21 protein-coding genes and 2 pseudogenes are annotated in these 25,166 nt (G+C 69.2%); 18 read left to right on the top strand and 5 right to left on the bottom strand.

The window, feature by feature from the left end:
• Nucleotides 1–3: 3 nt before the first annotated feature.
• Nucleotides 4–927, bottom strand: coding sequence for a LysR substrate-binding domain-containing protein (locus WJ35_RS17965; RefSeq protein ID WP_043292739.1), 924 nt, complete (start codon nt 925–927; stop codon nt 4–6).
• 314 nt (nt 928–1,241) lie between these two features.
• Between WJ35_RS17965 and WJ35_RS17960 the strand changes: the two genes are divergently transcribed.
• Complete coding sequence (locus WJ35_RS17960) at nt 1,242–2,663, top strand: purine-cytosine permease family protein (protein ID WP_011879828.1); 1,422 nt, start codon at nt 1,242–1,244, stop codon at nt 2,661–2,663.
• 214 nt (nt 2,664–2,877) lie between these two features.
• Here WJ35_RS17960 and WJ35_RS17950 read toward each other — a convergent pair whose 3' ends face one another.
• Nucleotides 2,878–3,693, bottom strand: coding sequence for a family 1 encapsulin nanocompartment shell protein (locus tag WJ35_RS17950; protein ID WP_069239612.1), 816 nt, complete (start codon nt 3,691–3,693; stop codon nt 2,878–2,880).
• The gene (locus tag WJ35_RS17945; protein WP_069239611.1) at nt 3,686–4,756 is read right to left on the bottom strand and encodes a Dyp-type peroxidase; all 1,071 of its coding nucleotides are present in this window, start codon (nt 4,754–4,756) and stop codon (nt 3,686–3,688) included. Before WJ35_RS17945 ends, WJ35_RS17950 begins: the two co-directional genes overlap by 8 nt.
• Before the next feature lie 491 nt (nt 4,757–5,247).
• On the opposite strand from WJ35_RS17945, the gene WJ35_RS17940 reads away from it, so the two are divergent.
• The 5 genes and pseudogenes from WJ35_RS17940 (at nt 5,248) to WJ35_RS17920 (ending at nt 8,032) form a co-directional block, all read left to right on the top strand.
• The gene (locus tag WJ35_RS17940; RefSeq protein ID WP_043292589.1) at nt 5,248–5,505 is read left to right on the top strand and encodes a hypothetical protein; all 258 of its coding nucleotides are present in this window, start codon (nt 5,248–5,250) and stop codon (nt 5,503–5,505) included.
• 49 nt (nt 5,506–5,554) lie between these two features.
• Nucleotides 5,555–5,824 (top strand): hypothetical protein, encoded by a 270-nt coding sequence (locus WJ35_RS17935; protein WP_011879832.1) that lies wholly within the window; start codon nt 5,555–5,557, stop codon nt 5,822–5,824.
• Entirely contained in the window at nt 5,821–6,264 is a 444-nt protein-coding gene (locus WJ35_RS32245) for a hypothetical protein (protein WP_224383405.1), read from the top strand. Before WJ35_RS17935 ends, WJ35_RS32245 begins: the two co-directional genes overlap by 4 nt.
• Nucleotides 6,265–6,463: 199 nt before the next feature.
• Nucleotides 6,464–7,669: a zinc-dependent alcohol dehydrogenase gene (locus WJ35_RS17925; protein WP_011879834.1), complete on the top strand. Its 1,206-nt coding sequence runs from the start codon at nt 6,464–6,466 to the stop codon at nt 7,667–7,669.
• 29 nt (nt 7,670–7,698) lie between these two features.
• Nucleotides 7,699–8,032 (top strand): annotated as a pseudogene (locus WJ35_RS17920) (four-helix bundle copper-binding protein).
• A gap of 4 nt (nt 8,033–8,036) precedes the next feature.
• Here the strand turns inward: WJ35_RS17920 and WJ35_RS17915 are convergent.
• Nucleotides 8,037–9,626, bottom strand: coding sequence for an ATP-binding protein (locus WJ35_RS17915; protein ID WP_045579556.1), 1,590 nt, complete (start codon nt 9,624–9,626; stop codon nt 8,037–8,039).
• 255 nt (nt 9,627–9,881) lie between these two features.
• On the opposite strand from WJ35_RS17915, the gene WJ35_RS17910 reads away from it, so the two are divergent.
• From WJ35_RS17910 to WJ35_RS17860, 11 genes and pseudogenes are all read left to right on the top strand, one after another.
• Nucleotides 9,882–10,229 carry a hypothetical protein gene (locus tag WJ35_RS17910; protein ID WP_011879837.1) on the top strand — a complete coding sequence of 116 codons (348 nt, stop codon included), beginning with the start codon at nt 9,882–9,884 and terminating at the stop codon, nt 10,227–10,229.
• 481 nt (nt 10,230–10,710) lie between these two features.
• Nucleotides 10,711–11,562 carry a BON domain-containing protein gene (locus tag WJ35_RS17905; protein WP_069239610.1) on the top strand — a complete coding sequence of 284 codons (852 nt, stop codon included), beginning with the start codon at nt 10,711–10,713 and terminating at the stop codon, nt 11,560–11,562.
• 164 nt (nt 11,563–11,726) lie between these two features.
• Nucleotides 11,727–14,405 carry an ABC transporter transmembrane domain-containing protein gene (locus WJ35_RS17900; RefSeq protein WP_045579929.1) on the top strand — a complete coding sequence of 893 codons (2,679 nt, stop codon included), beginning with the start codon at nt 11,727–11,729 and terminating at the stop codon, nt 14,403–14,405.
• On the top strand, nt 14,347–14,874 hold the full coding sequence (locus WJ35_RS17895; RefSeq protein WP_069239609.1) for a hypothetical protein: 528 nt from the start codon (nt 14,347–14,349) through the stop codon (nt 14,872–14,874). The genes WJ35_RS17900 and WJ35_RS17895 overlap by 59 nt, the downstream gene beginning before the upstream one ends.
• Before the next feature lie 191 nt (nt 14,875–15,065).
• Entirely contained in the window at nt 15,066–15,815 is a 750-nt protein-coding gene (locus WJ35_RS17890) for an SDR family oxidoreductase (protein WP_059567928.1), read from the top strand.
• On the top strand, nt 15,806–16,417 hold the full coding sequence (locus tag WJ35_RS17885; protein WP_011879842.1) for a D-glycero-alpha-D-manno-heptose-1,7-bisphosphate 7-phosphatase: 612 nt from the start codon (nt 15,806–15,808) through the stop codon (nt 16,415–16,417). Before WJ35_RS17890 ends, WJ35_RS17885 begins: the two co-directional genes overlap by 10 nt.
• Nucleotides 16,414–17,610, top strand: a complete 1,197-nt coding sequence (locus WJ35_RS17880) for a glycosyltransferase family 9 protein (RefSeq protein ID WP_011879843.1) — start codon at nt 16,414–16,416, stop codon at nt 17,608–17,610. Before WJ35_RS17885 ends, WJ35_RS17880 begins: the two co-directional genes overlap by 4 nt.
• A gap of 3 nt (nt 17,611–17,613) precedes the next feature.
• Nucleotides 17,614–19,371 (top strand): annotated as a pseudogene (locus WJ35_RS17875) (carbamoyltransferase).
• Entirely contained in the window at nt 19,358–20,359 is a 1,002-nt protein-coding gene (locus tag WJ35_RS17870) for a glycosyltransferase family 2 protein (protein ID WP_069239608.1), read from the top strand. Before WJ35_RS17875 ends, WJ35_RS17870 begins: the two are co-directional and overlap by 14 nt.
• Nucleotides 20,356–21,432, top strand: coding sequence for a glycosyltransferase family 9 protein (locus WJ35_RS17865; protein ID WP_069239607.1), 1,077 nt, complete (start codon nt 20,356–20,358; stop codon nt 21,430–21,432). The genes WJ35_RS17870 and WJ35_RS17865 overlap by 4 nt, the downstream gene beginning before the upstream one ends.
• The gene (locus WJ35_RS17860; protein WP_011879847.1) at nt 21,422–22,372 is read left to right on the top strand and encodes a glycosyltransferase; all 951 of its coding nucleotides are present in this window, start codon (nt 21,422–21,424) and stop codon (nt 22,370–22,372) included. The genes WJ35_RS17865 and WJ35_RS17860 overlap by 11 nt, the downstream gene beginning before the upstream one ends.
• Nucleotides 22,373–22,381: 9 nt before the next feature.
• On the opposite strand, the gene WJ35_RS17855 is transcribed toward WJ35_RS17860, so the two are convergent.
• Entirely contained in the window at nt 22,382–23,440 is a 1,059-nt protein-coding gene (locus tag WJ35_RS17855; RefSeq protein WP_069239606.1) for a sigma-54 interaction domain-containing protein, read from the bottom strand.
• Between the two features lie 343 nt (nt 23,441–23,783).
• Here WJ35_RS17855 and WJ35_RS17850 point away from each other — a divergent pair, with 343 nt between their 5' ends.
• Nucleotides 23,784–25,151, top strand: coding sequence for a sigma-54-dependent transcriptional regulator (locus WJ35_RS17850; RefSeq protein WP_069239605.1), 1,368 nt, complete (start codon nt 23,784–23,786; stop codon nt 25,149–25,151).
• The last annotated feature ends 15 nt before the right edge of the window (nt 25,152–25,166 follow it).

Below are 25,166 nucleotides of genomic sequence, written 5' to 3'. Positions count from 1 at the left end.
TTTCTACCGGCCCGTCTGCTCGACGATCTGCGCAAGCCGCTGGCGGCAGAAGTCGACGAACGACTGCGCCTGCTTGGTGAGCTGCCCGCGCTTGAGCCGCGCGCTCACGAGCCCCGACGGGCTCACCGTTTCGCTGAGATCGACCGTCACCACGCGCCGGCCGTCGTAGGTGTATTCGGAATGCGGGCGCGTGACGAGCAATGAGAAACCGAAGCCCTGTCCGACCATCCCGCGCACCATCTCGATCGACGGCGATGCGAACACGATGTTCGGCGTGAGCCCGAGCTCGCGGAACAGGCTGACGAAATAGGTGCGGCTCGGCAGCACGTCGAGCAGGATCATCGGCTCGACGCTCAGCTCGCGCAGCGACACGTGCGTCTGTTCCGCGAACCGGTGGTTCTCCGGCAGCAGCACGTACGGCTGCTGCGCGGGCATCAGCGGCTCGGTCTCGATCGTCCCGTCGAGGTCGTGGTCGTACAGGAACGCGAGGTCGAACGTGCCGGCGGTGAGCCCCTGTACGAGCTCGTGCTGCTCGCCGTCGCGCAGCCGGATGTTCACGCCCGGATAGCGCTCGCGAAAGCCGGCGATCAGCTGCGGCAGATAGAGCGGCGCGACCGTCTCGAAGCAGCCGATATCGATCTGGCCGGTCACGACGTCGTTGTCGGCCAGCGCGTTCTGTTCGAACTCGTGCGCGATGCGCAGCAGCTCCTGCGCCTTGCGGTAGAAACGCGTGCCGCCCGGCGTCAGCGACACGCCCTGCGCGTGATGGCGGATGAACAGCTTCACGCCGAAACTTTCCTCGAGCCCCTTGATCGCGCTGGAGATCGACGGCTGCGCGATGAACAGCTGGCGCGACGCCTCGGCGACGCTGCCGGACTCCACCGTCGTCACGAAATATTTCAGTTGCCGCAAAGTGTAGTGAGCCACGAGCACCTCTGATACGCGCCGCGGCGGCGCGTGCCGCCGCGCAGCGCATGCTGTCCGCTGGATGCGTAGCACCTTACCCGAACCCGCGCGGCGCCGAAATTTCCCCTGCAGAGCTTTTTCGTATGTCTCGGAAATATTTTTAGTATTTTCGTGTCGCGACGCGCGTGGCGCACCATCGTCTCCAATCCGGATCGCGACAAATGCGCGCACGTGCTGCGCCTCGCCGCGCATCCGGACCTGATTGCCGGCACGCACGCTCGCGCGCCGGCCGACACGGCAGGCGCGCGTTACTGCGCACGACAGGAGACTTGACCATGACGACCGCGGATCGCAACGCGTCATCGATGATAGAGAAGCACACGATCGGCTACGTGCCGCCCGCGGAACGCCACGGCAACGTGCGCGACCTGTTCACGCTCTGGTTCGGCGGCAACATCGCGCCGCTGCCGATCGTGACCGGCGCGCTCGGCGTGCAGCTGTTTCATTTGAACCTGATGTGGGCGATCGTCGCGATCGTCGTCGGGCAGGCGGTGGGCGGCGTGCTGATGGCGCTGCATTCGGCGCAAGGCCCGCAGATGGGCATTCCGCAGATGATCCAGAGCCGCGCGCAGTTCGGCTCGTGGGGCGCGCTGCTGGTCACGGTGATCGCGGCGGTGATGTACGTCGGCTTCTTCGCATCGAACATCGTGCTGGCCGGCAAGTCGGTGCACGGCATCGCATCGTCGGTGCCGGTGCCCGTCGGGATCGTGATCGGCGCGGTGGGCTCGGGGCTGATCGGGATCGTCGGCTACCGGTTCATCCACATCCTCAACCGGATCGGCACGTGGGTGCTCGGCATCGGCATCCTGGTCGGCTTCTGGATGATCCTGTCGCACGTGAGCACCGCCGATTTCTTCACGCGCGGCGGCTTCGACTTCGCGGGCTGGCTCGCGACGGTCTCGCTGTCGGCGCTGTGGCAGATCGCGTTCGCGCCGTACGTGTCGGACTATTCGCGGTATCTGCCGGAAGACGTCGGCGTCGCGTCGACGTTCTGGGCCACCTATCTCGGCTGCACGATCGGCTCGACGCTTGCGTTCATCTTCGGCGCGGTCGCGGCGCTCGCGGTGCCGGCCGGCGTCGACACGATGGACGCCGTCAAGCAGGCGACCGGCCCGCTCGGCCCGCTGATGCTGGTGCTGTTCCTGTTGAGCGTGATCAGCCACAACGCGCTGAACCTGTACGGCGCGGTGCTCGCGGTCATCACGTCGGTGCAGACCTTCGCGTACCGCTGGATTCCGACCGCGAAGGCGCGCGCCGTGCTGTCGGTCGTGATCTTCGTCGGCTGCTGCTACGCGGCGATCGGCGCGTCGACGAACTTCGTCGGCAATCTCGTCGATCTGGTGCTCGCGCTGCTCGTGGTGCTGGTGCCGTGGACGGCGATCAACCTGATCGACTTCTACGTGATTCACAAGGGCAAGTACGACATCGACGCGATCTTCACCGCGGACGGCGGCGTGTACGGCCGCTTCAATCCGCAGGCGCTGCTCGCGTATGCGATCGGGATCGTCGTGCAGATTCCGTTCATGAATACGCCGATGTACGCGGGTCCGATTCCCGCGCATATGGGCGGCGCGGATCTGTCGTGGCTGGTTGGCCTCTTGCTGACCTCGCCGCTGTACTACTGGCTCGCGACGCGCGACAGCGCGTACCGGCGCCGGCAGACGGGCGCGCAGTTGCCGTCGTCGTCGGCGCGGTGACGCGGTGAGTGCAGAGAGGGTCGGGCGAAGCGGCGGTCGCCGTGGTGGCGGGCGATGAGGCATGGCCGGTGCGAACCGGCCATGCCGTGCGCTTCGTCGCGGGTGGTTGCCGTGCGATCGGATCGCATGGCTGCCCGCCGTCGTCGCCGGGCCACCCCGGCGAGGCGCCCGATGCGTGCGACGCCGAGTAAGGCCGTCGCGCGCAGAGCCGACGTCAGACGGCGGCGCTGCCCTGCGGCGTGACGGCCACCGATGCTTCGCTCGTCAGCATCAGGAACGTGAACGTTTCGCGCAAGTACAGATGCACGACTTCGTCGTTGTGGCTGCGATAGCCGATCGACACGTCTTCGCCGAGATGCAGCGCAAAGTCGCCGCCGCGCATCGACAGCACGCAGCCGCCGCTGAGCGCGGGCGCCCACACGATCTCGCCGCTGACGATCCGCTTGATGTGATCGAGGACCGGATAGCCGTGCTCGCGCGCCTCGGCGAGCGCCGTGTACGCGTCCGCGCCGAGCAGCACGGAATAGGGGCCGTCGACGCCCGCGAGCCGCAGCGCCTCGACTGCGTCGCCGATCGCGCCCGGGTATGTGCCGACGTCGCTCGGCAGCGCGATCTTGCGGTTCGACGTCGCCTCGCGGATGCCGACGATGCCCGCGGCCGGATAGCCGTCGAAGATCGCGCTGTCCTCGACGAATGCGAGGCACTGCGCGGCGTCCTTCGCCGGCTGCCAGTCGGCGTCGCGCGCGCCGCGCTCGACGGCGTCGATCGCATCGCGCCGCAGTTCGAACGGCACGGTGAATTCGACGAGCGCCTTGACCTCGCGCAGCTTCGCGCCGACGCGCTCGCGCGGTGCGGCGATGGTGTGCAGGTGGCCCGTGCCGACGCCCGACAGCTCGACGCCGCCCGGCTCCTCGACGTCGACGACGCGCCGGCCGGCGACCGAGCGCTTGAAGGTGCGGGCCACCTCCTCTTCGATTTGCGCCCAGGCGGCTGCGGAGATGGGGGCGAGTTCGCGGTGCAGGTTATTCATGCGGGTGGGTTCCTTTGAGCGATCCGATTTTCAGCGAGCCGTCGGAAGCCGGCTCGGTCGACGGGGAGGCGGCCGGCTGAACGGCATCGGCGGCCGGTGCGGCGCGCGTTGCGAGTGCGTCGAGCAGGTCCGCCGACGGCACGAAGAACAGCGACCCCGTCACCGCGCGGCTGTAATCGAGCAGCCGGTCATAGTTGCCGGGCGGCCGGCCGACGAACATGTTCTCGAGCATCTGTTCGATCGGGGCGGGCGAGCGCGCATAGCCGATGAAGTAGGTGCCGAACTCGCCCGCGCCGGGACGGCCGAACGGCATGTTGTCGCGCAGGATCTTCACCTCCTCGCCGTTCTCGACCAGCGTCGTCAGCGAACTGTGCGACGACGACGGCTTGAGCGCGGCGTCGAGCTCGATGTCCGACAGCTTGGTGCGGCCGATGATGCGCTCCTGCGTTTCGACCGGAAGCGCATTCCATCCGGCCATGTCGTGCAGGTACTTCTGCACGATCACGTAGCTGCCGCCGGCGAATTCCGGGTCCTCGTCGCCGATCACGGTGAAGTCGACCGCTTCGCGCCCGTCCGGGTTTTCGGTGCCGTCGACGAAGCCGATCATCGCGCGCTGGTCGAAATTGCGGAAGCCGTGCACTTCGTCGACGAACTGCACCGCGTCGCCGAGGCGCCCGACCAGCTGGGTCGCGAGTTCGAAGCACAGATCCATCGCGTCGGCCCGGACGTGCAGCAGGATGTCGCCGGGCGTCGATACGGCGACGCGCTGCCCCGCGCCGAATTCGCGAAACCGATGCAGCGACGCGGGCCGCGGCGCGCCGAACAGCGCATCCCAGGCATCGGCCCCGAAGCCGCACACGCACGACAGGTTGCCGGACGGCACGCGCTTGCCGACCGAGCGGACGAGGGCGGCGATGTCGCCGCACCACGCGCGGATCGTGTCCGCGTGGCCGGCGCCGGGGTTCACGGTTGCCACGACGAAGATCGCGCTGCGCGTGATCGGACTGTGGACGGCCTGCGGGAGCGGGGAGCCGGTCTGCATCGCGGGCTGGCGGTCAATCATGTCGGGACGCGCGGGCCGCGCAGATCGCGGCACACGCAGACGAACGGTTGGACTGAGTCATGCGACGGTTCTCTTTGGGCTGTGTGACATGCGAATGAAGGACGTCGTGCGCGCATGGGCGGCGGGTGCTGTGCATTCGCCCGGCTTCGTTGCGCGCGCTGCGTAACAGCGTCGAGCCTGCAATCTAGCAGTTTCGACGGATCTTTGGAACATGAGGGGGGGAATGCGGAGGCCGCCGGGAGCCGTTGCCGCGATCGGCGGTGCGCTTCGGCCGGGCAGCTTCGGCGGGCGGGGCGTCCGATGGTTTCAGTCCCTTGCTGGTATGCCGAACCCGTGCGGCATTTAACGTCGGGCCGACCAATACGGCATGAAGCACGCCGGTCGGTGGCGTTGCATACCGGCCGAGCCGCGCGTCGTTAGGGCCGTATAGAGAATGACACGAGTGATTTATGTACAACGGCAATTGGACGCATCGCATCCAATGAACTCGCATGGACGAACGACATGAACGGAGAGCGCTGATGCCGATGAAGGCGATGCACGACAACAGCAAGGGAATCGGCGACTTGCGGGCGTTGAGCTACTCGCGCCCGGACACGGGTATCGCGGCGCGGCCTGAGGGCGGGCGTAGCCGGCGTCGCAAGATCGTCGCGTTGATCACGGCGGTGCTGCCGATCGCCGTGGCACAATACGTCATGCTGAATATCATAGACGCGACGCGGCCGGCTCACGTCGCGCCGCGAAAATGAATGCACGCGCAACTATCAAGATACCGGCTCGATAACGGAGAATCCCACGATGAAGCGTCTGCTGATGCTCTGGAAAACTGCGCGACACGATCTGCGCGTGTTGTACGGTGCGCTCGCTCACCCGGATCGTCCGGTGTGGCTGATTCCGGCGCTTGCGGTTGTCGCGCTGTACGCATTCGAGCCGTTCAACTTCGCGATGCCCGTGCTGGGTTTCGTCGACGACGGCGTGCTGGTGCCGTTGGCGCTCCACATGCTCGTCCTCGGGCTGCCTGTGTCGATGCGTCGCACGTTGGCACGGCCCCATCCTGAAGATGCTTGACAGTTGCGCGCGACACCGCGCAGTACACTGATTTTCAAGTCGATCCCGTAAGCAAGGCGACGATCGACCCGGAAGCCCTTGAATGTCACGCGTGGATTTCAAGGGCTTCGCTACGTGTGGCCTGCGTCGCAGCGAAGTGCCGACGTGCTGCCACCGTTCCAACGGAAATCGCAAGAACTAGCAAGGGGCGTGACACGAAGAACGACATCGGGTGTGGGTTCTTTCTGCCTGCATCGACGCGTAAGGAACTGCAGGAGGCGAAGCGTCAGGGCGGCATGCTCCTCGACGATGTCATCAAGCGCTTGCGTGTCGAGTATCCCGAGGCGTTCCATACGGAAAAGACGTTGCCCGAACGTCGCTTCGCGCTCAAGCCCGTCACCGACGAAACGCCTCATAGCGTGGAACGCCGGTATCCGCGTCACGACCACGACACGGCCTGAACCGCCGCGCCCGTCGGATGGCAGGCGGCGCCCGTTATCACCACGGTGCCGCCGATGGACCGCTGAATCGGTGCTTCGCGATCGACGTTTCACCTGCATCACTCCACTGCGTTGCCCCCCGCGCGCAACAGGCGCGTGCTTTGCTCGAACAGTGCGACGGTCCCCGGACCGTTCCCACTTTCGACAAGGAGGGCCTGACATGAAAGCAGTGGTATTTCACGGCATCGGCGATATCCGCATCGATACGGTGCCCGACCCGCAACTCGCGCAGCCGACCGACGCGGTCGTGCGGCTGACGGCCAGCGCGATCTGCGGCACCGACCTGCACATGGTGCGCGGCACGCTCGGCGGCATGAAGCCGGGCACGATTCTGGGCCATGAGGGCGTCGGCATCGTCGAGGCGGTCGGACGCGACGTGCGCAATCTGAAACGCGGCGACCGCGTGCTGATCCCGTCGACCATCGCGTGCGGCAGCTGCGCGTATTGCCGCGCCGGCTACACCGCGCAATGCGACGTCGCGAATCCGGGCGGCCCGCGCGCGGGCACCGCGTTCTTTGGCGGTCCGGCCGACACCGGCGCATTCGACGGACTGCAGGCGGAATACGCGCGCACGCCGCTTGCGAATGCGAGCCTGATCCGCTTGCCCGATTCGATCGACGACGACCGCGCGATCCTGATGTCCGACATCTTCCCGACCGGCTACTTCGGCGCCCAGCTCGCGGAGATCAAGCCGGGCGATACGGTGGCGGTGTTCGGTGCGGGGCCGGTCGGCCAGTTCGCGATCGCGAGCGCGAAGCTGATGGGCGCGGGCCGCGTGTTCGCGATCGACCGCATCGCGTCGCGGCTCGACATGGCGTGCGCACAGGGCGCGGAGACGATCGACTTCGCCGAGGAGGATCCGGTCGACGCGGTGCTGCGGCTTACCGGCGGGATCGGCGTGGACCGCGCGATCGATGCGGTCGGCGTCGACGCGATGCGCGCCACGCATGGGCCCGCGGCGGCCGATGCGGACGCGGCGCGCGCCTTCGACACGGAAGTCGACGCGGTGGCACCGCGCCGCAAGCCGGACGGCCGCAACTGGGTGCCGGGCGACGGGCCGTCGCAGGTGCTGCAATGGGCCGTGCGCGCGGTCGCGAAAGCCGGCACGGTGTCGGTGATCGGCGTGTATCCGGCGCAGGCCCGCGTGTTTCCGATCGGCGAGGCGATGAACCGCAACCTGACGATCAAGATGGGCAACTGCAATCACCGGACCATCACGCCGCATCTGATCGAGCTGGTGCGCAGCGGCGCGTTCGACCCGGCCGCAGTGCTCACGTGCCGCGAGCCGCTGACCAACGCGATCGACGCGTATCGCGCGTTCGACGTGCGCGAGCCCGGCTGGATGAAAGTGAAGCTGACGCCCTGACCGATGCAACCATCACGAGGAGTACTGCGATGAACGAAACGAACGCTTCCTATGACAACTGCATCGCCGCGTGCGACGCATGCGCGCGCATGCGACACGTGTGCGGCCGGATGCCTCGCCGAATCCGACACGAACCCGTTGGCCCGCTGCATCGCGCTCGACATCGAATGCGCGCAGTTGTGCCGCGTCGCGTCGGGCGCGATGGCACGGCGCAGCACGCTCGCGCCGCAAGTGTGCGCGTTGTGCGCGCAGGCGTGCGATGCGTGCGCGGCCGAATGCGGCCGCCATGCGCACGAGCACTGCCGGCGCTGCGCGCAGGCCTGCGAAGCCTGCGCGGCGATGTGCCGGGCGATGGCGGCGTGAGGGTTCAGCGGTTCGCGTGAGCGTTGCGGGCGACGCGCTCCAGCAGCGCGTCGAGCACCGCCATCTCGACGGGCTTCACGAGGTGATCGTCGAAGCCCTCGCTCGCGGTGCGCGCACGATCGGTCGGCCGCGCATGGCCGGACAGCGCGACGCAGGTCGTGCCGGCCAGCGTATCCATCGCGCGCAGTTCGCGCAGCAGCGTGAAGCCGTCGACGTCGGGCATCGACAGGTCGACGAGCATCAGCTGCGGCGCGAACTCGCGCGCGAGCGCGAGCGCGTCGTCGGCGTTGTACGCGACGCGCGGCGCGTGGCCTTTCACTTCGAGCAGCACGGCGAGCGTATCGGCGGAGTCGCGGTTGTCGTCGACGACGACGATGCGCAGCAGCTCGGCAGCGGGCGGCGCGATGCTGCGCGCGCCTGACGCTTCGAGCGCGGTTGCTTGGTCGGCGGGCTCGGCCGGCAGCCGCACGACGAACGTCGCGCCCTGGCCGGGGCCGGCGCTTTCCGCGGAAATGGCGCCGCCGTGCAGTTCGACGAACGACCGGCAGATCGCGAGGCCGAGGCCGAAGCCGTCCGATGCGAGCGTGCCGGTGGCGTTGCCTTGGTCGAACAGGTCGAAGATCGACTCGAGCGCGCCGGGCGCGATGCCGATGCCGCGGTCGCTGACGCGAATCACGGCTGCGCCGTCCTCCATGCGCGCGCCGATGTCGATCTGGCTGCCGTATGGCGAGAACTTCGACGCGTTGTCGAGCAGGTTGTGCAGCACCTGCACGAGCCGCGCCGCATCGCCGCGCACGACGAGCGGCGCGTCGGGTACGTCGACGCGCAGGTGCTGCTCGCGCGCCGCCAGTTTCGGCTGGACGCTCTCCACGCCACGGCACACGAGATCGCGGATCGTCACCGGCGCCGTGTCGAGCTCGAGCTTGCCGGCGGTGATGCGGCCGACGTCGAGCAGATCGTCGACGAGCCGCGTCAGCTGCCCGACCTGGCGATGCACGGCGTCGCGGCACTGCGCGAGCGCGGGCGCCGGCTCGGGCAGGCTCTGCAGCACGCCGACCGAATGGCGCAGCGGCGCGAGATGGTTGCGCAGCTCGTGCGCGAGCATCGCGATGAACACGCTGAGCCGATGCGTCGACGCTTCGAGTTCCGCGAGCCGCTTGCGCTCGGTCATGTCGCGCGTGATCTTGATGAAGCCGACCAGCTGGCCGCCCGGCCCGCGCACCGCGGTGATGGTCACGCTGGCCCAGAACCGCGAACCGTCCTTGCGCACGCGCCAGCCTTCGTCCTCGAAGCCGCCGTGCGCGACCGCTTCCTGCAGCCCGAACGCGGGCCGGCCGGCCGCGATCGCTTCGGGCGGATAGAAGCGCGAAAAATGATGGCCGAGGATCTCGGCCGGCAGATAGCCCTTGATGCGCTCGGCGCCCCGATTCCACGTGGCGACGTTGCCTTGCGGGTCGAGCATGAATACGGCGTAGTCGGTGATCGCGCCGACGACCGTCTCGAACCGGAATTCGGCGAAGCGGTGCAGGAGATCGCGTGCATCGGCGGGGCCGAGTGGCGGATGCGGGTCGGAAATGGCGTCGTCTTGTGTCATCGGAACGGCTAATGAAAGGGCTCGCGCGAGCGGCGGCCGGCCGACGCCGGGTGCGCCGCTGCGGCAATTGTTGGAATCGAATGGACCCGGTCGAAACCATAAGGGTACTCAATTCCCCTGATGAATGGGTGCGCATCACGCGTGCCCCCTGCGAGCGGCCGGCCCGGCATGCCGATTGCGCAGCGCTGCCACCTGCCCGCTGCGGCCCGTACGGCGGCCTTCGGCGGCGCTTCACCGTTACGAGAGGGCATCGACATGAACAGCACACTGGACCCCGACAATGAGCCGATCGGCCCCGACGAGGACAACGAGCGACGCGGCCGCGATGGACGGGCGCTCGGGCCGAGCGACTCGTCGGACAGCGGCAGCGATACGGTCGGCGCGCGGCGTCACGCATTCGACGTCGATTCGCCGCTCGACCAGCACGCGCTCGAACGCGGCGACGCGGCGCTCGACAGCGACACGGACCGTGCGGGTACCGGCGAGCGCGCGTCCGCGGACGGCGACGCGGGGCTCGACGAAGATGCGGACATCGAACCGGATCACACCGAGCGGCTGAGCGAACCGGGCAATACCGACGATCCGGATGCCGGGTCGGTCTAGCGGGCGGCTTGCGATCGGTGCATGCGAAAAAACTGCAATCGCGTTGCAAATAGTGCGGCCTGGGTAGGGGCTTTCGATGACGGGCGGCCGGTGGGGTAGGTGGCGGTGGTCGGGTACGGCTTGGTGCAGGGACGCGTGGGCCGGCGGTATCTGAATGGCGTGCCTCCGGCGTTTTTGTAGGGACCGCTGGCGCGAGCGCCGGGGGCGCGGGCATCCGAGCACGCTGGGAACCGGAAGAACCGCAAGAACCGCAAGAACGCCGAGAACGCCGAGAACGCCGAGAACGCCGAGAACGCCGAGAACGCCGAGAACGCCGAACACGCCGACAACCGCCAGAACCACGTCGATCCCGTCACCGCAAGGGCCCTCGCTGGCCGCAGCCGCAACCAATGCGGCACGCAGCTTGCAACCCTTGCATCGACGCGCGCCGCGATGCGGCATCGGGCCGTGCGTGCAACGGGCGCGAACCAGGAGAGACACCATGCAACGACGATATCCCGGAGGGCAGGGCGGCCGTAGTCGCTCGTCCGACTGGCAGGAGCGCGACGAACGCGCGTACCGGGGCGTGGGGCGCGGTATCACCGACGAGCCGTCGCCGTGGCCGGAAGAAGCGTACGAATCGGCATACCACCGGTTCAGGAGCGAGGACGTCGGCCCGGAGGACTGGGGCAGCGAATGGAGCGAGCGCGCCGCGCGTTCGCCGGCCGAAGAACGCAGCGCCGGCTGGCGCGATGCGCCTGCCGGCGCGCGCGAGCCGGGCCGCGGCTACGGCGAACGTCGTCGCGACCCGCAACGCGCGGGCGGCGAGCGCGGCGGAGAACCGCAATGGCGTACCGGGGGCTACCGCGGCGAACGTGGCTACGACCCGCCCGACGCACGCGACCGGCCCGGCGACCGGCCCGGCGAAGCGCCGGACCTGTCGCGTTTCGGCGGCGGCGCGATGCGCGCACGCACCGGCCCGAAGGGCTACACGCGTTCCGACGAGCGCATTCGCGAGGACGTATGCGAGCGGCTGGCGCGCGCGCTCGAGATCGACGTGAGCGACGTCAGCGTGGAGGTCCGCGACGGCTGCGTCGTGCTTGAGGGCACGGTGCCGACGCGCTGGATGAAGCACGACATCGAGGATCTCTCCGACGACTGCATGGGCGTGCGCGACGTCGAGAACCGCGTGCGCGTGCGTCGCGACGGCGAACACGACACGGTCAAGGTGCTGCGTCCGTCGCAACGCACGGTCACGCCGACCCGGCCGAACCCGAACACCCGCGAGCCCGAGCCGGAGTCCGGGTCCGCCCGCCGCGATGAAAACGGCGCCGACCGCGAGCCGCGCCATTGACGGGCGATGCGCGCGACCGATAGACCAAGGACACCGACATCGTACGCATGACCAACGGGAACAACGGGACCGACGACCTGCTTCGGGGCACGGGCGACGATCGTGACACGCGCGGCGCCGGCGCGCGCGAAGCCGGCCGCGACCGCCGCGGGCGCGGCCTGCGCATGCGCATCGCACTGGAGCTGTGGCGCGCGATCTGGCAGTACCGCGCGCGTGTGCTCGCCGCGGTCGCGCTGCTCGTGCTCGCGAAGGCGGCGGCCATCTCGGTGCCGCTGCTGCTCAAGGAGATCATCGACGGCTTCGGCGGCGCCGCGCGCCAGCCGATGGCCCTGCCGGTGTGGCTGCTGTTCGCGTACGCGGTGGTGCGCTTCGCCGCGAACGCCCTGAACGAAGTGCGCGACATGACGTTCGTGCAGGTCACGCAGCACACCGTCGCGTCGTTCACGACCCGCACCTTCGGCCACCTGCATCGGCTCGGCGCGCGCTTTCATGCGCAGCGCGAAACCGGCGCGGTGGTGCGCGACCTCGAGAAGGGCACGGCCGGGATCGGCTATCTGCTCGGCGTCGCAGTGTTCACCGTCGTGCCGACCGCGATCGAGATCGGCTCGGTGCTGGTGATCGTGATCAGCAAGTACGGCGGCGGCTTCACCGCGATCATCCTCGTCACGTTCGCGGTCTACGCGGCGTACACGATCGCGCTGACGCGGCGGCGGATGCGTTATCAGCGCCGCGTGAACGCGCTGGAGGCCGAATCGAATTCCCGCGTGGTCGACAGCTTGCTGAACGTCGATACGGTGAAGTACTTCGCGCGCGAGGACGTCGAGCGCAGCCGCCTCGAGCGCGTGCTCGACGCGTGGCGCGACGCCGGCGTCGACAACCAGTACGCGCTGTCGACGCTGCATATCGGCCAGAGCGCCTGCATCGGCGCCGGCATCGCGGCGGTGATGCTGCTCGCCGGCCAGCACGTCGCGCGCGGCACGATGACGGTCGGCGATCTCGTGCTGATCAACGCGTACATCATCCAGATCAGCCTGCCGCTGAACGCGCTCGGCTTCGTGTTCCGCGAGGCGAACGACGCATTGACCAACATCGAGCGGCTGTTCGGGCTGCTCGACGCGCGCGGCAAGCCGGGCGAGGACGGCGACGCACCGGGCGCGCAGCCGCTCGTGGTGCGCGGCGGCGCGATCGAGTTCGAGCACGTCGACTTCGGCTACGAGCCGAGCCGGCAGATCCTGTGGGACGTGTCGTTCCGGATTGAGCCCGGCCAGTCGGTCGCGGTGGTCGGCGGCAGCGGCTCGGGAAAGTCGACGCTCGCGCGGCTGCTGTTCCGCCTCTACCAGCCCGACGCCGGGATCATCCGCATCGACGGCCAGGATCTGCGCCTCGTCACCGAGCGCAGCCTGCGCGACGCGCTCGGCATCGTGCCGCAGGACACCATCCTGTTCAACGACACGCTCGCGTACAACATCGGCTACGGCAAGCGCGACGCGACCCGCGCGGAAATCATCGCGGCCGCGCGCAGCGCGCAGCTCGACGCGTTCATCGAGCGGCTGCCCGACGCGTATGACACGCGCGTCGGCGAGCGCGGCGTGCGCTTGTCGGGCGGCGAGCGGCAGCGCGTCGCGATCGCGCGCGCGCTGCTGAAGGCGCCGCCGATCGTCGTGTTCGACGAGGCGACGTCGGCGCTCGACACGCGCTCGGAGCGCGCGATCCAGCAGGAGCTGATGCGCGTCGCGCAGCACCGCACGAGCCTCATCATCGCGCACCGGCTGTCGACGGTCGTCGATGCCGACCGGATTCTCGTGATGGAGCACGGCCGCCTCGTGGAGCAGGGCACGCACGACGAGCTGCTCGCGAGCGGCGGCGTCTATGCGCAGATGTGGGCGTTGCAGGCGAAGCAGCGCGAGCTCGAGCGCACCGAAGCGAAGTTCGCGCGGCTGCCGGTGCGCATCAATCCGCTGGTTGCCCAGGTGCTCGATTCGCTCGCCGACGCGGCCGCGCAGCGCGCGGTGCCGGTGTTTCGCCAGCTGGCGGACGAGGATCTCGTCGTCAAGGCCGATGCGGCCGCGCTGCGGCGTTTCGTCTGGGAAATGTGCCGCGCCGGCATCGACGCGAGCGGCGGCGGCCAGCTCGAGGTGCACACCGCGCGTCACGACCCGGACGCGCGCATCACGATCACGTGCGCGGGCGTCGATGCGCCGGAGCTGTCGCTGGTCGATCTCGACCCGCTGCAGACCGCGATCGAGGAGGCGGGCGGCTACGTCGTGCGCGAACGCGACGACAACGGCCTGACGCTGCACCTGGCGCTGCCGATGAGCGCGGTCGCGCCGGCCTTGGCCGACGCGCAGCCCGCGGGCGCGAAGCCGCTCGACGGGCTGCGCATCGCATGCGTCGACGATCACGACGAGGCGCGCGAGGCGCTCACCGCGCTGCTGCAGACGGCCGGCGCCGACGTGCACGCGTTCGCGTCCGGGCAGGCGCTGCTCGACGATCTGTGGCGCACGCGGCGCGCGGAGTGGCCGGCGCTGCTCGTCTGCGACATCGACCTCGGCGACGACGAAGACGACGGCTACGCGGTGATGAGCCGTGTGCGCCAGCTCGACGCCGAGCGCCCGCGCGACGGACGCGCACCGCTCGAAGCGCTCGCGCTGTCCGGCCACGCGCGCGAGCGCGACCGCACGCGCGCGGTGGAAGCGGGATTCCATGCTTACCTGACCAAGCCCGCGGCAGCGGCCGACCTGATCGCGACGCTGCGCGCGCTCGCAACTTCCACTGGAGAGATACATGCCGAACCTTCTGAACCCGACGATTCCCGAAACGCCGACGCAGCAGCGCGGCGGTAGCGCGTTCGCCGACCGTCAGGCCGCGGTCGCGGCCGTCGAGCTGTTGCTGCCGACCTTGTCGGCGGCGTTGCAGAGCGACTTCGTCGGCGACAGCGGCTGTCTGCACATCGTCATCATGGACCCGGCGATCGGCCCGCATGACGCGGCGTTCGAAGACGCGATCCTGTATGAGTTCTCGCTGCCCGATCCGAAGGACTGGGATGCCGACTACCGCGCATACGCCCGCGCGAAGGCGCGGCTGTCGTGGGAAACCGGCCGCGACGGCCACGTCGTGCAGGCGCTCGAGCCGTACCGGCTGCGCGCGGGCGACACGAACCTGTGGGGCGCGGTCGTGCAGCACGGCATCGTGGTGGGCGTGTCGGGCGCGCAGCCCTGGTTCGACGAAGCCTTCGCCGGCTGCATCGCGCACTGCCTGCGCGCGGTCGCGAAGCATCGCGCGCAGGCCACGCCGGACGCGCTCGCGATCTGAGCGCGCGCTTGCGGGCCGGTTTTTACAGCCGGTTATAAAAAAGCCAGCGGGCGCGCGCGCCAGCGCGATGCGGCGCGGGCGCCCCGGCAGTGGCACGCTTCTCGCTGTACTCCCCCGCATCGACACTTGTTCCGACAAGTGTCACGGCCTCGATCCTCAGGATTTCTTCGAACCGCTTGCAGGAGGTATATGTGAACGCGACTCACGATTTAGCCCGACCGCCGCTCGCCGGCCGCACCGCACTCGTCACCGGCGGTGGCCGTGGCCTCGGCGAGGCCATTTGCGAAGAACTTGCGCAGTACGGCGCGCACGTGATCGTTGCCGATCTCGACGGCGACCGCGCCGCAGCCGTCGCCCAGCGCCTCGCGCGGCACGGCGGACAGGCGATCGGACGGCCGCTCGACGTGCGCGACGAAGCGTCGGTGCTGCAGGTCGTGCACGACGCGCGCGAGGCGCTCGGCGATCTCGACGTGATCGTCAACAACGCGGCGATCGACGTGACCGCGCCGATCGACGACGTCAGCGTCGACGCCTGGCAGCAGGTGATGATGACCAACCTGTTCGGCCCGTATCTGATGTGCCACGCGGCCGTGCCGATCATGAAGGCGCGTGGCAGCGGGCACATCGTCAACATCGCGTCGACCGCCTCGAAGCGCGCGTGGCCGAACGCCTCCGCGTACCACGCGACCAAGTGGGGCTTGCTCGGGCTGTCGCATGCGCTGCATGCGGAGTTGCGGCCCGCGGGCGTCAGCGTCTCGGCGATCGTCGCCGGCGGGATGCGCACGCCGTTCCTGCTCGACCGCTTCCCCGACATCGACGAGGACACGCTGCAGCCGCCCGAGCACGTCGCGGCCGCCGTGCGCTTCGTGCTGACGCAGCCGCCGGGCACCGTCGTGCCCGAGCTGATGGTGCTGCCGATGAAGGAGACGTCATGGCCCTGACGCGCGAGCGCCGGCTGCCCGGCGCCGTATTGCTCGACAAGGACGGCACGCTGCTCGAGAACGTGCCGTACAACGTCGATCCCGCGCGCATGCGGCTCGCGCCCGGCGCCGCGCGCGCGCTGCGCACGCTTGGCGCGACCGGCATGCCGATCGCGGTCGTCTCGAACCAGCCGGGCGTCGCGCTCGGCTACTTCCCCGAATCGAAGCTTGGCGCGGTCCGTCAGCGTCTCGCCGAACTGTTCGAAGAGAACGGCGCGGCGCTGGCGGATTTTTTTTACTGCCCGCATCACCCGGCGGGCAGCGTGCCGCGCTACACCTGCGACTGCATCTGCCGCAAGCCGCGCCCCGGGATGGTCCGGCGCGCGCTCGCGACGCTCGGCGCACTCGCCGAGTCGAGCTGGATGATCGGCGACATCCTCGACGACGTCGAGGCCGGTCGCACCGCGCGCTGCGGCACGATTCTGGTCGACTGCGGCAACGAGACCGAATGGCGGCTCGACGCCGCACGCACGCCGCACCACGTGGTCGACCGGCTCGATCTCGCGGCCGACATCGTCGTGCGCGAGGTCGCGCGGCGTCACGGCACGTGGGTGCGGCGATGAGCACCGCCTGGGATCGTGCGCGCCGGATCCTGTGCGTGCGCCTCGACAGCCTCGGCGACGTGCTGATGACGACGCCCGCGCTGCGCGCGCTGAAGGACGGCGGCCGCGGCCGCCAGCTCACGCTGCTGACGTCGCGCAGCGGCGCGGCGCTCGCCGGCCACCTGCCGATGGTCGACGACGTGTGGACGTACGACGCGCCGTGGGTCAAGCATCCGGAAGCGCGCGGCGATCCGGTGGCCGATCTCGACATGGTCGACCGCCTGCTGGCCGGGCGCTTCGATGCGGCTGTGATCTTCACCGTCTACAGCCAGAGCCCGCTGCCGGCCGCGATGATGTGCTGGCTCGCGGGCATTCCGCTGCGGCTCGCGCATTGCCGCGAGAATCCGTACGAGCTATTGACCGACCGCGTGCCCGAGACCGAGCCGGAATCGCACGTGCGCCACGAGGTCGCGCGCCAGCTCGCGCTGGTGCGCTCGATCGGCGCGACGACCTCGGACTGGCGCATGGCGTTCGAGCCCGGCGACGCCGCGCGCCGCGCGCTGCACGCGCGGCTGCGCGCGGCGCTGCAACGGCTCGGCGGGCCGCGCGACCCGGCGCGCGCGCGCTGGCTGGTCGTGCATCCGGGCGCGAGCGCCGCGTCGCGGCGCTGGCCGGCCGAGCGCTTCGGCGAGGCGGCCGCGCGGCTCGCGCCGCTGTTCGACGGCATCGCGGTGACCGGCAGCGCGAGCGAGCGCGCGCTGGTCGAAGCCGTGTGCGAGCGCGCCGGGCCGCGCGCGGTGCCGCTCGCCGGCGCGCTGCCGCTCGGCGAGCTCGGCGCGCTGATCGAAACGGCCGACCTGCTGCTGTCGAACAACAGCGGCCCCGTGCATCTCGCGGCCGCGCTCGGCACGCCGGTCGTCGACCTGTACGCGCTGACCAACCCGCAGCACACGCCGTGGCGCGTGCCGCACCGCGTGCTGAACGTCGATGTGCCGTGCCGCAACTGTTATCGCAGCGTGTGCGATCAACCGGGGCATCCGTGCCTGCTCGGCGTGAGCGTCGATGACGTCGTCGCGGCGACGCACGCGCTGCTGCGCGGCAGCGAGCGTCATGCGCTGCGTGCGGCCGCGCGCGCCGCCGCACACGGCGCCGCGCCGGTCGCGGTGAACGCCTCGAACGTGATCCCCTTCGCGCACGCCATCACCAGGAGCTGACGCATGCCCGAACCCATTTATACGCTGGGTATCAACGCCGCCTTTCACGACAGCGCCGCGTGCCTCGTGCGCGACGGCATCGTGATCGCGGCCGCCGAAGACGAGCGATTCACGCACGTGAAGCACGCGAAGCGGCCGGTGCCGTTCTCGACGTGGGAGCTGCCGTTTCACGCGATCGACTAATGTCTCGCGGAAGCCGGCATCGCGCTCGCGGACGTCGATCACGTCGCCTATTCGTACGACCCGTGGCTCGAGCTCGATCGTCACGGGGCCGAGCCCGAACTGACGCTGCCGCTGCAGCCGTCCGCCCATGCGCCGCGCGCCGACGGCGCGTCGCCGTGGCATCCGCTGTTCCTGTCGTCGATCGTGAACGCGCCGCGCCAGCTCGCGGGCGGCGCGCCGCACCATCTGCAGCGGCGCTTTCGCGGCGTCAGGCACCACGGGCCGTTCCGCTGGCACTTCATCGAGCACCATCTCGCGCACGAGGCGAGCGCGTTTCTCGCGGCGCCGTACGACCACTGCGCGGTGATGACGATGGACGGGCGCGGCGAGCGCGCGACCACGAGCTACGGCCTGTTCGACGGCAAGTCGTACCGGCGCCTCGGCCAGGTGAACCTGCCGCATTCGCTCGGGCTGCTGTACGAGCGCGTCACGCACTACCTCGGCTTCCTGCATTCGTCCGACGAGTACAAGGTGATGGCGCTCGCGTCGTACGGCAAGCCCGTGTATGCCGACGAGATGCGCAAGCTGGTGCGCTACGCGGGCGACGGACGCTACGAGATCGTCGAAGGCGACCTCGCCGCGCTGTTCGGCCCGCCGCGCGAACGCGGCGGCCCGATCGAGCCGCATCATTGCGACATCGCGCATGCGTTGCAGCTGGTGCTGGAGGAAGCGACGCTGCAGGCGGTCGAATGGCTCGCCGCGCAGACCGGCGAGAAGCAGCTCGCGATGGCCGGCGGCGTCGCGCTGAACTGCGTGATGAACGCGAAGATCCGCGACCGCGGCCCGTTCGACGACGTGTGGGTGCAGCCGGCCGCCGGCGATGCGGGCACCGCGCTCGGCGCCGCGCTGTGGACCGACTTCCGGATCCGCGGCGCGCGCGGCGACTGGCGCATGGACCACGCGTATCTCGGGCCGTCGTACAGCGACGAGGCAATCGAAGCGTTCCTCACCGAAGCGCAGCTGCCGTACCGGCGGCTCGACGACGTCGCCGGACAGACGGCTGCGTTGCTCGCGGCGAACCGCGTGATCGGCTGGTTCCAGGGCCGCATGGAGTTCGGCCCGCGCGCCCTCGGCGCCCGCTCGATCCTCGCATCGCCGACCGATCCGGACATGCAGCACAAGCTGAACCGGATCAAGGATCGCGAGGATTTCCGGCCGGTCGCGCCGGTCGTGCTCGAAAGCCATGCGCACGAGTGGTTTCGGGGCGGCCGCCGCACGCCGCTGCGCGCGCCGTTCATGCTGTTCGTCTACGACGTCGCGCCCGGCGCAGAAGCGACGATTCCGGCCGTGCGCCACATCGACGGCACGGCGCGCGTGCAGACCGTCGACGAAAGCCAGCATCCGCTGCTGCATGCGCTGCTGTCGGAGTTCAACGCGCTGACCGGCGTGCCGGTGCTCGTCAACACGTCGTTCAACACGCGCGGCGAGCCGATCGTCTGCTCGCCGCGCGACGCGATCGAATGCTTCTGGACCTCGCCGCTCGACGCGCTCGTGATCGGTTCGTTCCTGCTGGAGAAGCCGCGACATGAACATGCGTGACACGCAACAGGCACCGGTCGTGTCGGTCGTCGTGCCGACCTATCGTCGGCCCGATCTGCTCGAACGCTGCCTCGACGCGCTGTGCGCGCAGGCGTTCGACCCGACGGCCTACGAGATCGTCGTGGTCGACGACGATCCGGCCGGCAGCGCGCGCGCAGTCGTCGATGCGTGCCGCGCGCGCGTGAGCGACGTGCCCGTGATCCGCTACATGAGCGCGCCGGACACGCAGGGGCCGGCCGGCGCGCGCAACGTCGGCTGGCGCAGCGCGCGCGGCGGGCTGATCGCGTTCACCGACGACGACACGATTCCCGACCCCGCGTGGCTGCGTCATGGTTCGGCAGCCCTGCTGGCCGAGCCGTCGGCGTCGGCGGCGGCGGGGCGCATCGACGTGCCGCTGCGCCCGCGGCCGACCGATTACGAACGCGATGCGGCCGGCCTCGCGCATGCGGAATTCGCGACCGCCAACTGCTTCGTGCGGCGCGCGGCGCTGGAGCGCGTCGGCGGCTTCGACGAACGCTTCACGCGCGCGTGGCGCGAGGACGCCGACCTGATGTTCGCGTTGCGCGAGCACGCGGGGCCGATCGTCGAGGCGGAGGCCGCGCGGATCGTCCACCCCGTGCGCCCGGTGCGCTGGGGCACCAGCATCGGCCAGCAGTCGAAGGTGTATTTCGACGCGCTGCTGTACAAGAAGCATCGCGTGACTTACCGGCGGCACATCCGGCCGACGCCGCCGTGGAATTACTACGCGGCCGTGCTGTTCGCGCTCGGCGCGCTCGGCTGCTTCGCCCTCGGCTGGCGCGCGGCCGGCATTGCCTGCGCGCTCGTGTGGGCCGCGATCACGGCCGCGTTTTGCATCAAGCGGCTGCGCGGCACGCAGCTCACGCCGTCGCACGTGGCCGAGATGATCGTCACGTCGATCGCGATTCCGCCCGTGTCGCTGTACTGGCGGCTGCGCGGCGCGCTTCATTTCCGGGTGTTCTTCCTATGACGCACGATTCGGCTTCATCGTCCGGTCCGACGCGCATCGCGGTGTTTCGCGCGCTGCAGCTCGGCGACATGCTGTGCGCGGTGCCCGCGCTGCGAGCGTTGCGGCGCGGCGAGCCTGACGCGCGCATCACGTTGATCGGCCTGCCGTGGGCGCGCGAATTCGCGTCGCGCTTCTCCGACTACATCGACAATTTCATCGCGTTCCCCGGTGCGCCGGGGCTCGCCGAACAGCCGGCCGCCGATGCGGCCGCACGCGAGGCGTTCGTTGCCGAATGCCGCGCGCGCGGGTTCGATCTCGCGCTCCAGCTTCACGGCAGCGGCGAGCACGCGAACGCGGTCGTCGCCTCGCTCGGCGCGGCGCGCACCGCGGGCTTCGTGCCGGCCGACGGCGGCACGACCGCGCTCGACTGCTCCATCGTATGGCGCGACGACGAACCCGAAGTCACGCGCTACCTGTCGCTGATGCGCAAGCTCGGCTATCGCGACTGGGGCGACTACCTCGAGTTTCCGCTCGGCGGCCTCGACTATGCGCTGTGGCACGTGCTGCGCGACGAGCATGCGCTCGAGCCGGGCCGCTACGTGGTCGTTCATCCGGGCGCCCGGATGCCGTCGCGGCGCTGGCCGGTCGAACGCTTCGCGCGCACCGCGCGGCAGCTCGCCGACGACGGCTGGCAAATCGTGCTGACCGGCACGCGCGCGGAGCTCGCGCTGGCCAACGCGTTTGCGGAGCAGCTCGCGCGGCCGTGCGTGAACCTGTGCGGCGGCACGCCGCTCGGCGCACTCGCGGCGCTGATCGGCCGCGCGCGGCTGCTCGTCTGCAACGACACCGGCGTGTCCTACATCGCGGCGGCGCTCGGCACGCCGAGCATCGTGATCGCCTGCGGCAGCGACGTCGCCCGCCGGGCGCCGCTCGACACCGAACGTCATCGCGTGCTCGCCAGCTACCCGGCCTGCCGGCCGTGCATGTTCGACACGTGCCCGTACGGGCACGAATGCGCGATCGCGATCGGCGTCGACGACGTGATTCACCAGGCGGGCACGCTGCTCGCCCAGGAGAGACGTCATGTCACGTAAACGGTTGCGCGTGCTTACCTGGCACGTGCACGGAAACTATCTGTATTACCTGTCGCAGACGCCGCACGATTTCTATCTCGTGACGCGGCCGCAGCATCCGCCCGGCTATGCCGGGCGCGTCGGACACCTGCCGTGGGGCGACAACGTGTTCGAAGTGCCGGCCGAATGCGTGCGCGACACCGAGTTCGACTGCGTGCTGTATCAGCATCACAGCCACTACGCGCAGGATCGGCTCACGCTGTTGAGCGACGCGCAGCGCGCGCTGCCGACGCTGTTCATCGAACACGATCCGCCGCGCGAGCATCCGACCGACACGCTGCATCCGGTGCAGGACCCGAACGTCCAGCTCGTGCACGTGACGCCGTTCAACGCGCTGATGTGGGACAACGGCGTCACGCCGACGCGCGTGATCGAGCACGGCGTGCTGGTGCCCGACGACGTCGCGTATCGCGGCACGCTGCCCAAGGGCGTGACGGTCGTGAACAACCTCGCGCGGCGCGGCCGGCGGCTCGGCGCGGACCTGTTCGAGGAAGTGCGTCGCAACGTGCCGCTCGATCTGGTCGGCATGGGCTCGGCCGAGCTGGGGGGGATCGGCGAGGTGCCGAACCCGGCGCTGCCGCAGTTCCTGTCGCACTACCGGTTCTTCTTCAATCCGATCCGTTACACGAGCCTCGGGCTCGCGGTGATCGAGGCGATGATGATCGGGCTGCCGATCGTTGCACTGGCAACGACCGAGATGGCGCAGCTCGTGAAGACCGGCAGCAACGGCGTGGCCGACACGCGTCCGGCCGTGCTGATCGACGCGATGCGCATGCTGATCCGCGACGCGGACCTCGCGCGCGAGTGGGGCGCGGCCGCGAGGCGCGACGCGCGCGAACGCTTCGGGATCGAGCGGTTCGCGCGCGACTGGGACAGCGCGTTGCGCGACGTCGCGGCGTAGCGGTCGCGGCTACTGGCTTGCCGCGGTCGGCGGCGCCGTAGCGGCCGATGCGGCCGACCCGGTCGACGTGGCGGCGCCGCTCGTCGCGGCGCCGGGCGCGCCACCGCTCACCGCATTGCGCTCGTGCTCGGGCAACAGCGCGAGCCGGTTGTAGAGCGTCTTGAGGCTGATGCCGAGCGCCTTCGCGGTGAGCGGCTTGTTGCCGCCGAAATGCGTGAGCGACGCGACGATGAAGCGCTGCTGCGCATGCGCGAGCGTCGCGCCGAGCGGCAGCGTGATCGCGCTGTCGTGCACTTCGTCGCACGCGGGCGCGCGACGCGGCGGATGAATGTCGATCTGCTCGTCGGCGAGGATGAACGCACGCTCGACCGTATTGCGCAGCTCGCGCACGTTGCCCGGCCACGAATAGCTGCGCAGCGCCTTCATCGCCTGCATCGACAGGCGCTTGCGCGTGCGATGCCGCGCATTCAGCCGGTCGATGATCTGCACCGCGATGTCGCCGACGTCGTCCTCGCGCTCGCGCAGCGCGGGCACGCCCAGCGCGAACACCGCGATGCGATAGAACAGGTCCTCGCGCAGCCGGCTGCTGCGCACGGCATCGACCGGATCGTGGTGGGTCGCCGCGACGACGCGCACGTCGAGCGGAATTGCATCGATGCCGCCGACGCGCGTGATCGTGTTGGTTTCAAGCGTGCGCAGCAATTTGACTTGCAATTCCGCCGGCATTTCGGCGATCTCGTCGAGAAACAGCGTGCCGCCGCGCGCGGCTTCGAAAAAGCCGACATGCTGCGAGGCTGCGCCCGTGAAGCTGCCTTTCTCATGTCCGAACAATTGCGACTCGGCGATATCGGGGGGAATCGCGCTGCAATTGACCGGCACGAACGGCGCGCGCCGGCGCGCGCTCAAATCGTGCACGAGCCGCGCGGCAATCTCCTTGCCGACGCCGCTTTCGCCGACGATCAGCACGCTGGCGCGCGTGGCCGCGACGCGCGAGATTTTATGCAGCAAATCCTGGATTGTTCGCGAGCGGCCGAACAGTCGCGTGCCGTCATCGTCGGATTTCGACATAAGTGTTATCGCTTTGGGAAGTTTTGACCGAAACCGTCGAGGCATGCAGAAAAAGTGACACGGTATACGTCGCTTTTATGTATCAAGGATACCGGTTATGGCCCTCCCAATAGATTGAATATTGCAATGCGAGTTTCGCGAATAGATAGATTTATTCGATGATCGCCGATTGCGCGACACGCTTCTTCTATACTGCTAAGCACTCGTTTGTCATGGCGGACAAACTCCCATTTATTCGCGTGCAATGCGGGTCGTATCGCCGAGTGCCCGGCGTCGTACTCCCAGCGCACGCTCGCTGCGGTTCCGGTCGAACTTCATACCGGCCGCCCCACCAGGAGCTTCGATGCCTTATGTGCTGATCGTCGAAGACGACGCCGACACGCGCGCGATGCTCGCGGCGCTGGCGCACGCGCAGCACCTGACGTGCGATGCGGCAGCCACGCTCGAGGAAGCGCGCGCGCTGATGTCCGCGCACACGCCGGACCTCGTGCTGTGCGATCTCGTGCTGCCCGACGGCAACGGCATGAAACTGTTCGACGAATTGCCGAAAGAATCGCACTGCGAAATGGTGCTGACGACCGGCCACGCGAGTCTCGAGACCGCGATCGACGCGCTGCGGCGCGGCGCGACCGACTATCTGGTGAAGCCGATCAACATGCAGCGCCTGCACAGCATCTTCGCGCGCGTACCGCGCACCGGCGTGCTGCATGCCGAGATCGACGAGCTGCGTTCGGAATTGAAGCGGCTCGGCCGGTTCGGGCGGATGATCGGCAGTTCGCCGCCGATGCAGGCGATGTACGACGCGATCGGCCGCGTCGCCGGCACCGAGGCGTCCGTGTTGCTGACGGGCGAATCCGGCACCGGCAAGGAGCTCGTCGCGCAGACGATCCACGACCTGAGCCTGCGGCGGCGCGACCCGTTCCTCGCAATCAATTGCGGCGCGATCGCCGCGAATCTCGTCGAGAGCGAGATGTTCGGCCACGACCGCGGCAGCTTCACCGGCGCCGATCGCCAGCACAAGGGGTTCTTCGAGCGGGCCGACAACGGCACGCTGTTCCTCGACGAGATCACCGAAATGCCGGTCGAGTCGCAGGTCAAGCTGCTGCGCGTGCTGGAAACGGGCCGGCTGACGCGGCTCGGCTCCACGCACGAAATCGACGTCGACGTGCGCATCATCGCGGCCACCAACCGCGATCCGGAAGAGGCGATGGCGCTCGGCAAGCTGCGCGCGGATCTCTATCACCGGATCAACGTGTTTCCGATCGCGCTGCCGCCGCTGCGCGAGCGCGGCGACGACATCCCGATGCTCGCGGAAGCGTTCCTGCGAGAGCTGGACAAGGAGAGCGGCCGCAACGTGCGCTTCGCGCCGGCCGCGCTCGCCGCGCTGAGGGACTATGACTGGCCCGGCAACGTGCGCGAGCTGCGCAACTTCGTGCAGCGCGCGAGCATCTTCAACGACGGCGACGTGATCGACACGCTGCCGCCGCCGATCATGGAGGAAGCATCGGTCGCCGGCGAACCTCGCGACGACCGCGTCACGGTGCCGTTCGGCACGACGCTCGAGGAAGTCGACAGGCGCGTCATTCTCGGCACGCTCGCGCAGTGCGGCGGCGTGAAGGCGCAGGCCGCCGAGGTGCTCGACATCAGCCTGAAGACGATCTACAACCGGCTCGCGCAACTCGAAGGCGAGGTGGAGAAGCCGGACTCCTGATGCAACCGCCGGCGC

Source organism: Burkholderia ubonensis (assembly GCF_001718695.1).
Taxonomy (GTDB): domain Bacteria; phylum Pseudomonadota; class Gammaproteobacteria; order Burkholderiales; family Burkholderiaceae; genus Burkholderia; species Burkholderia ubonensis_B.
This window is presented reverse-complemented; position numbering and strand designations above follow the sequence as displayed.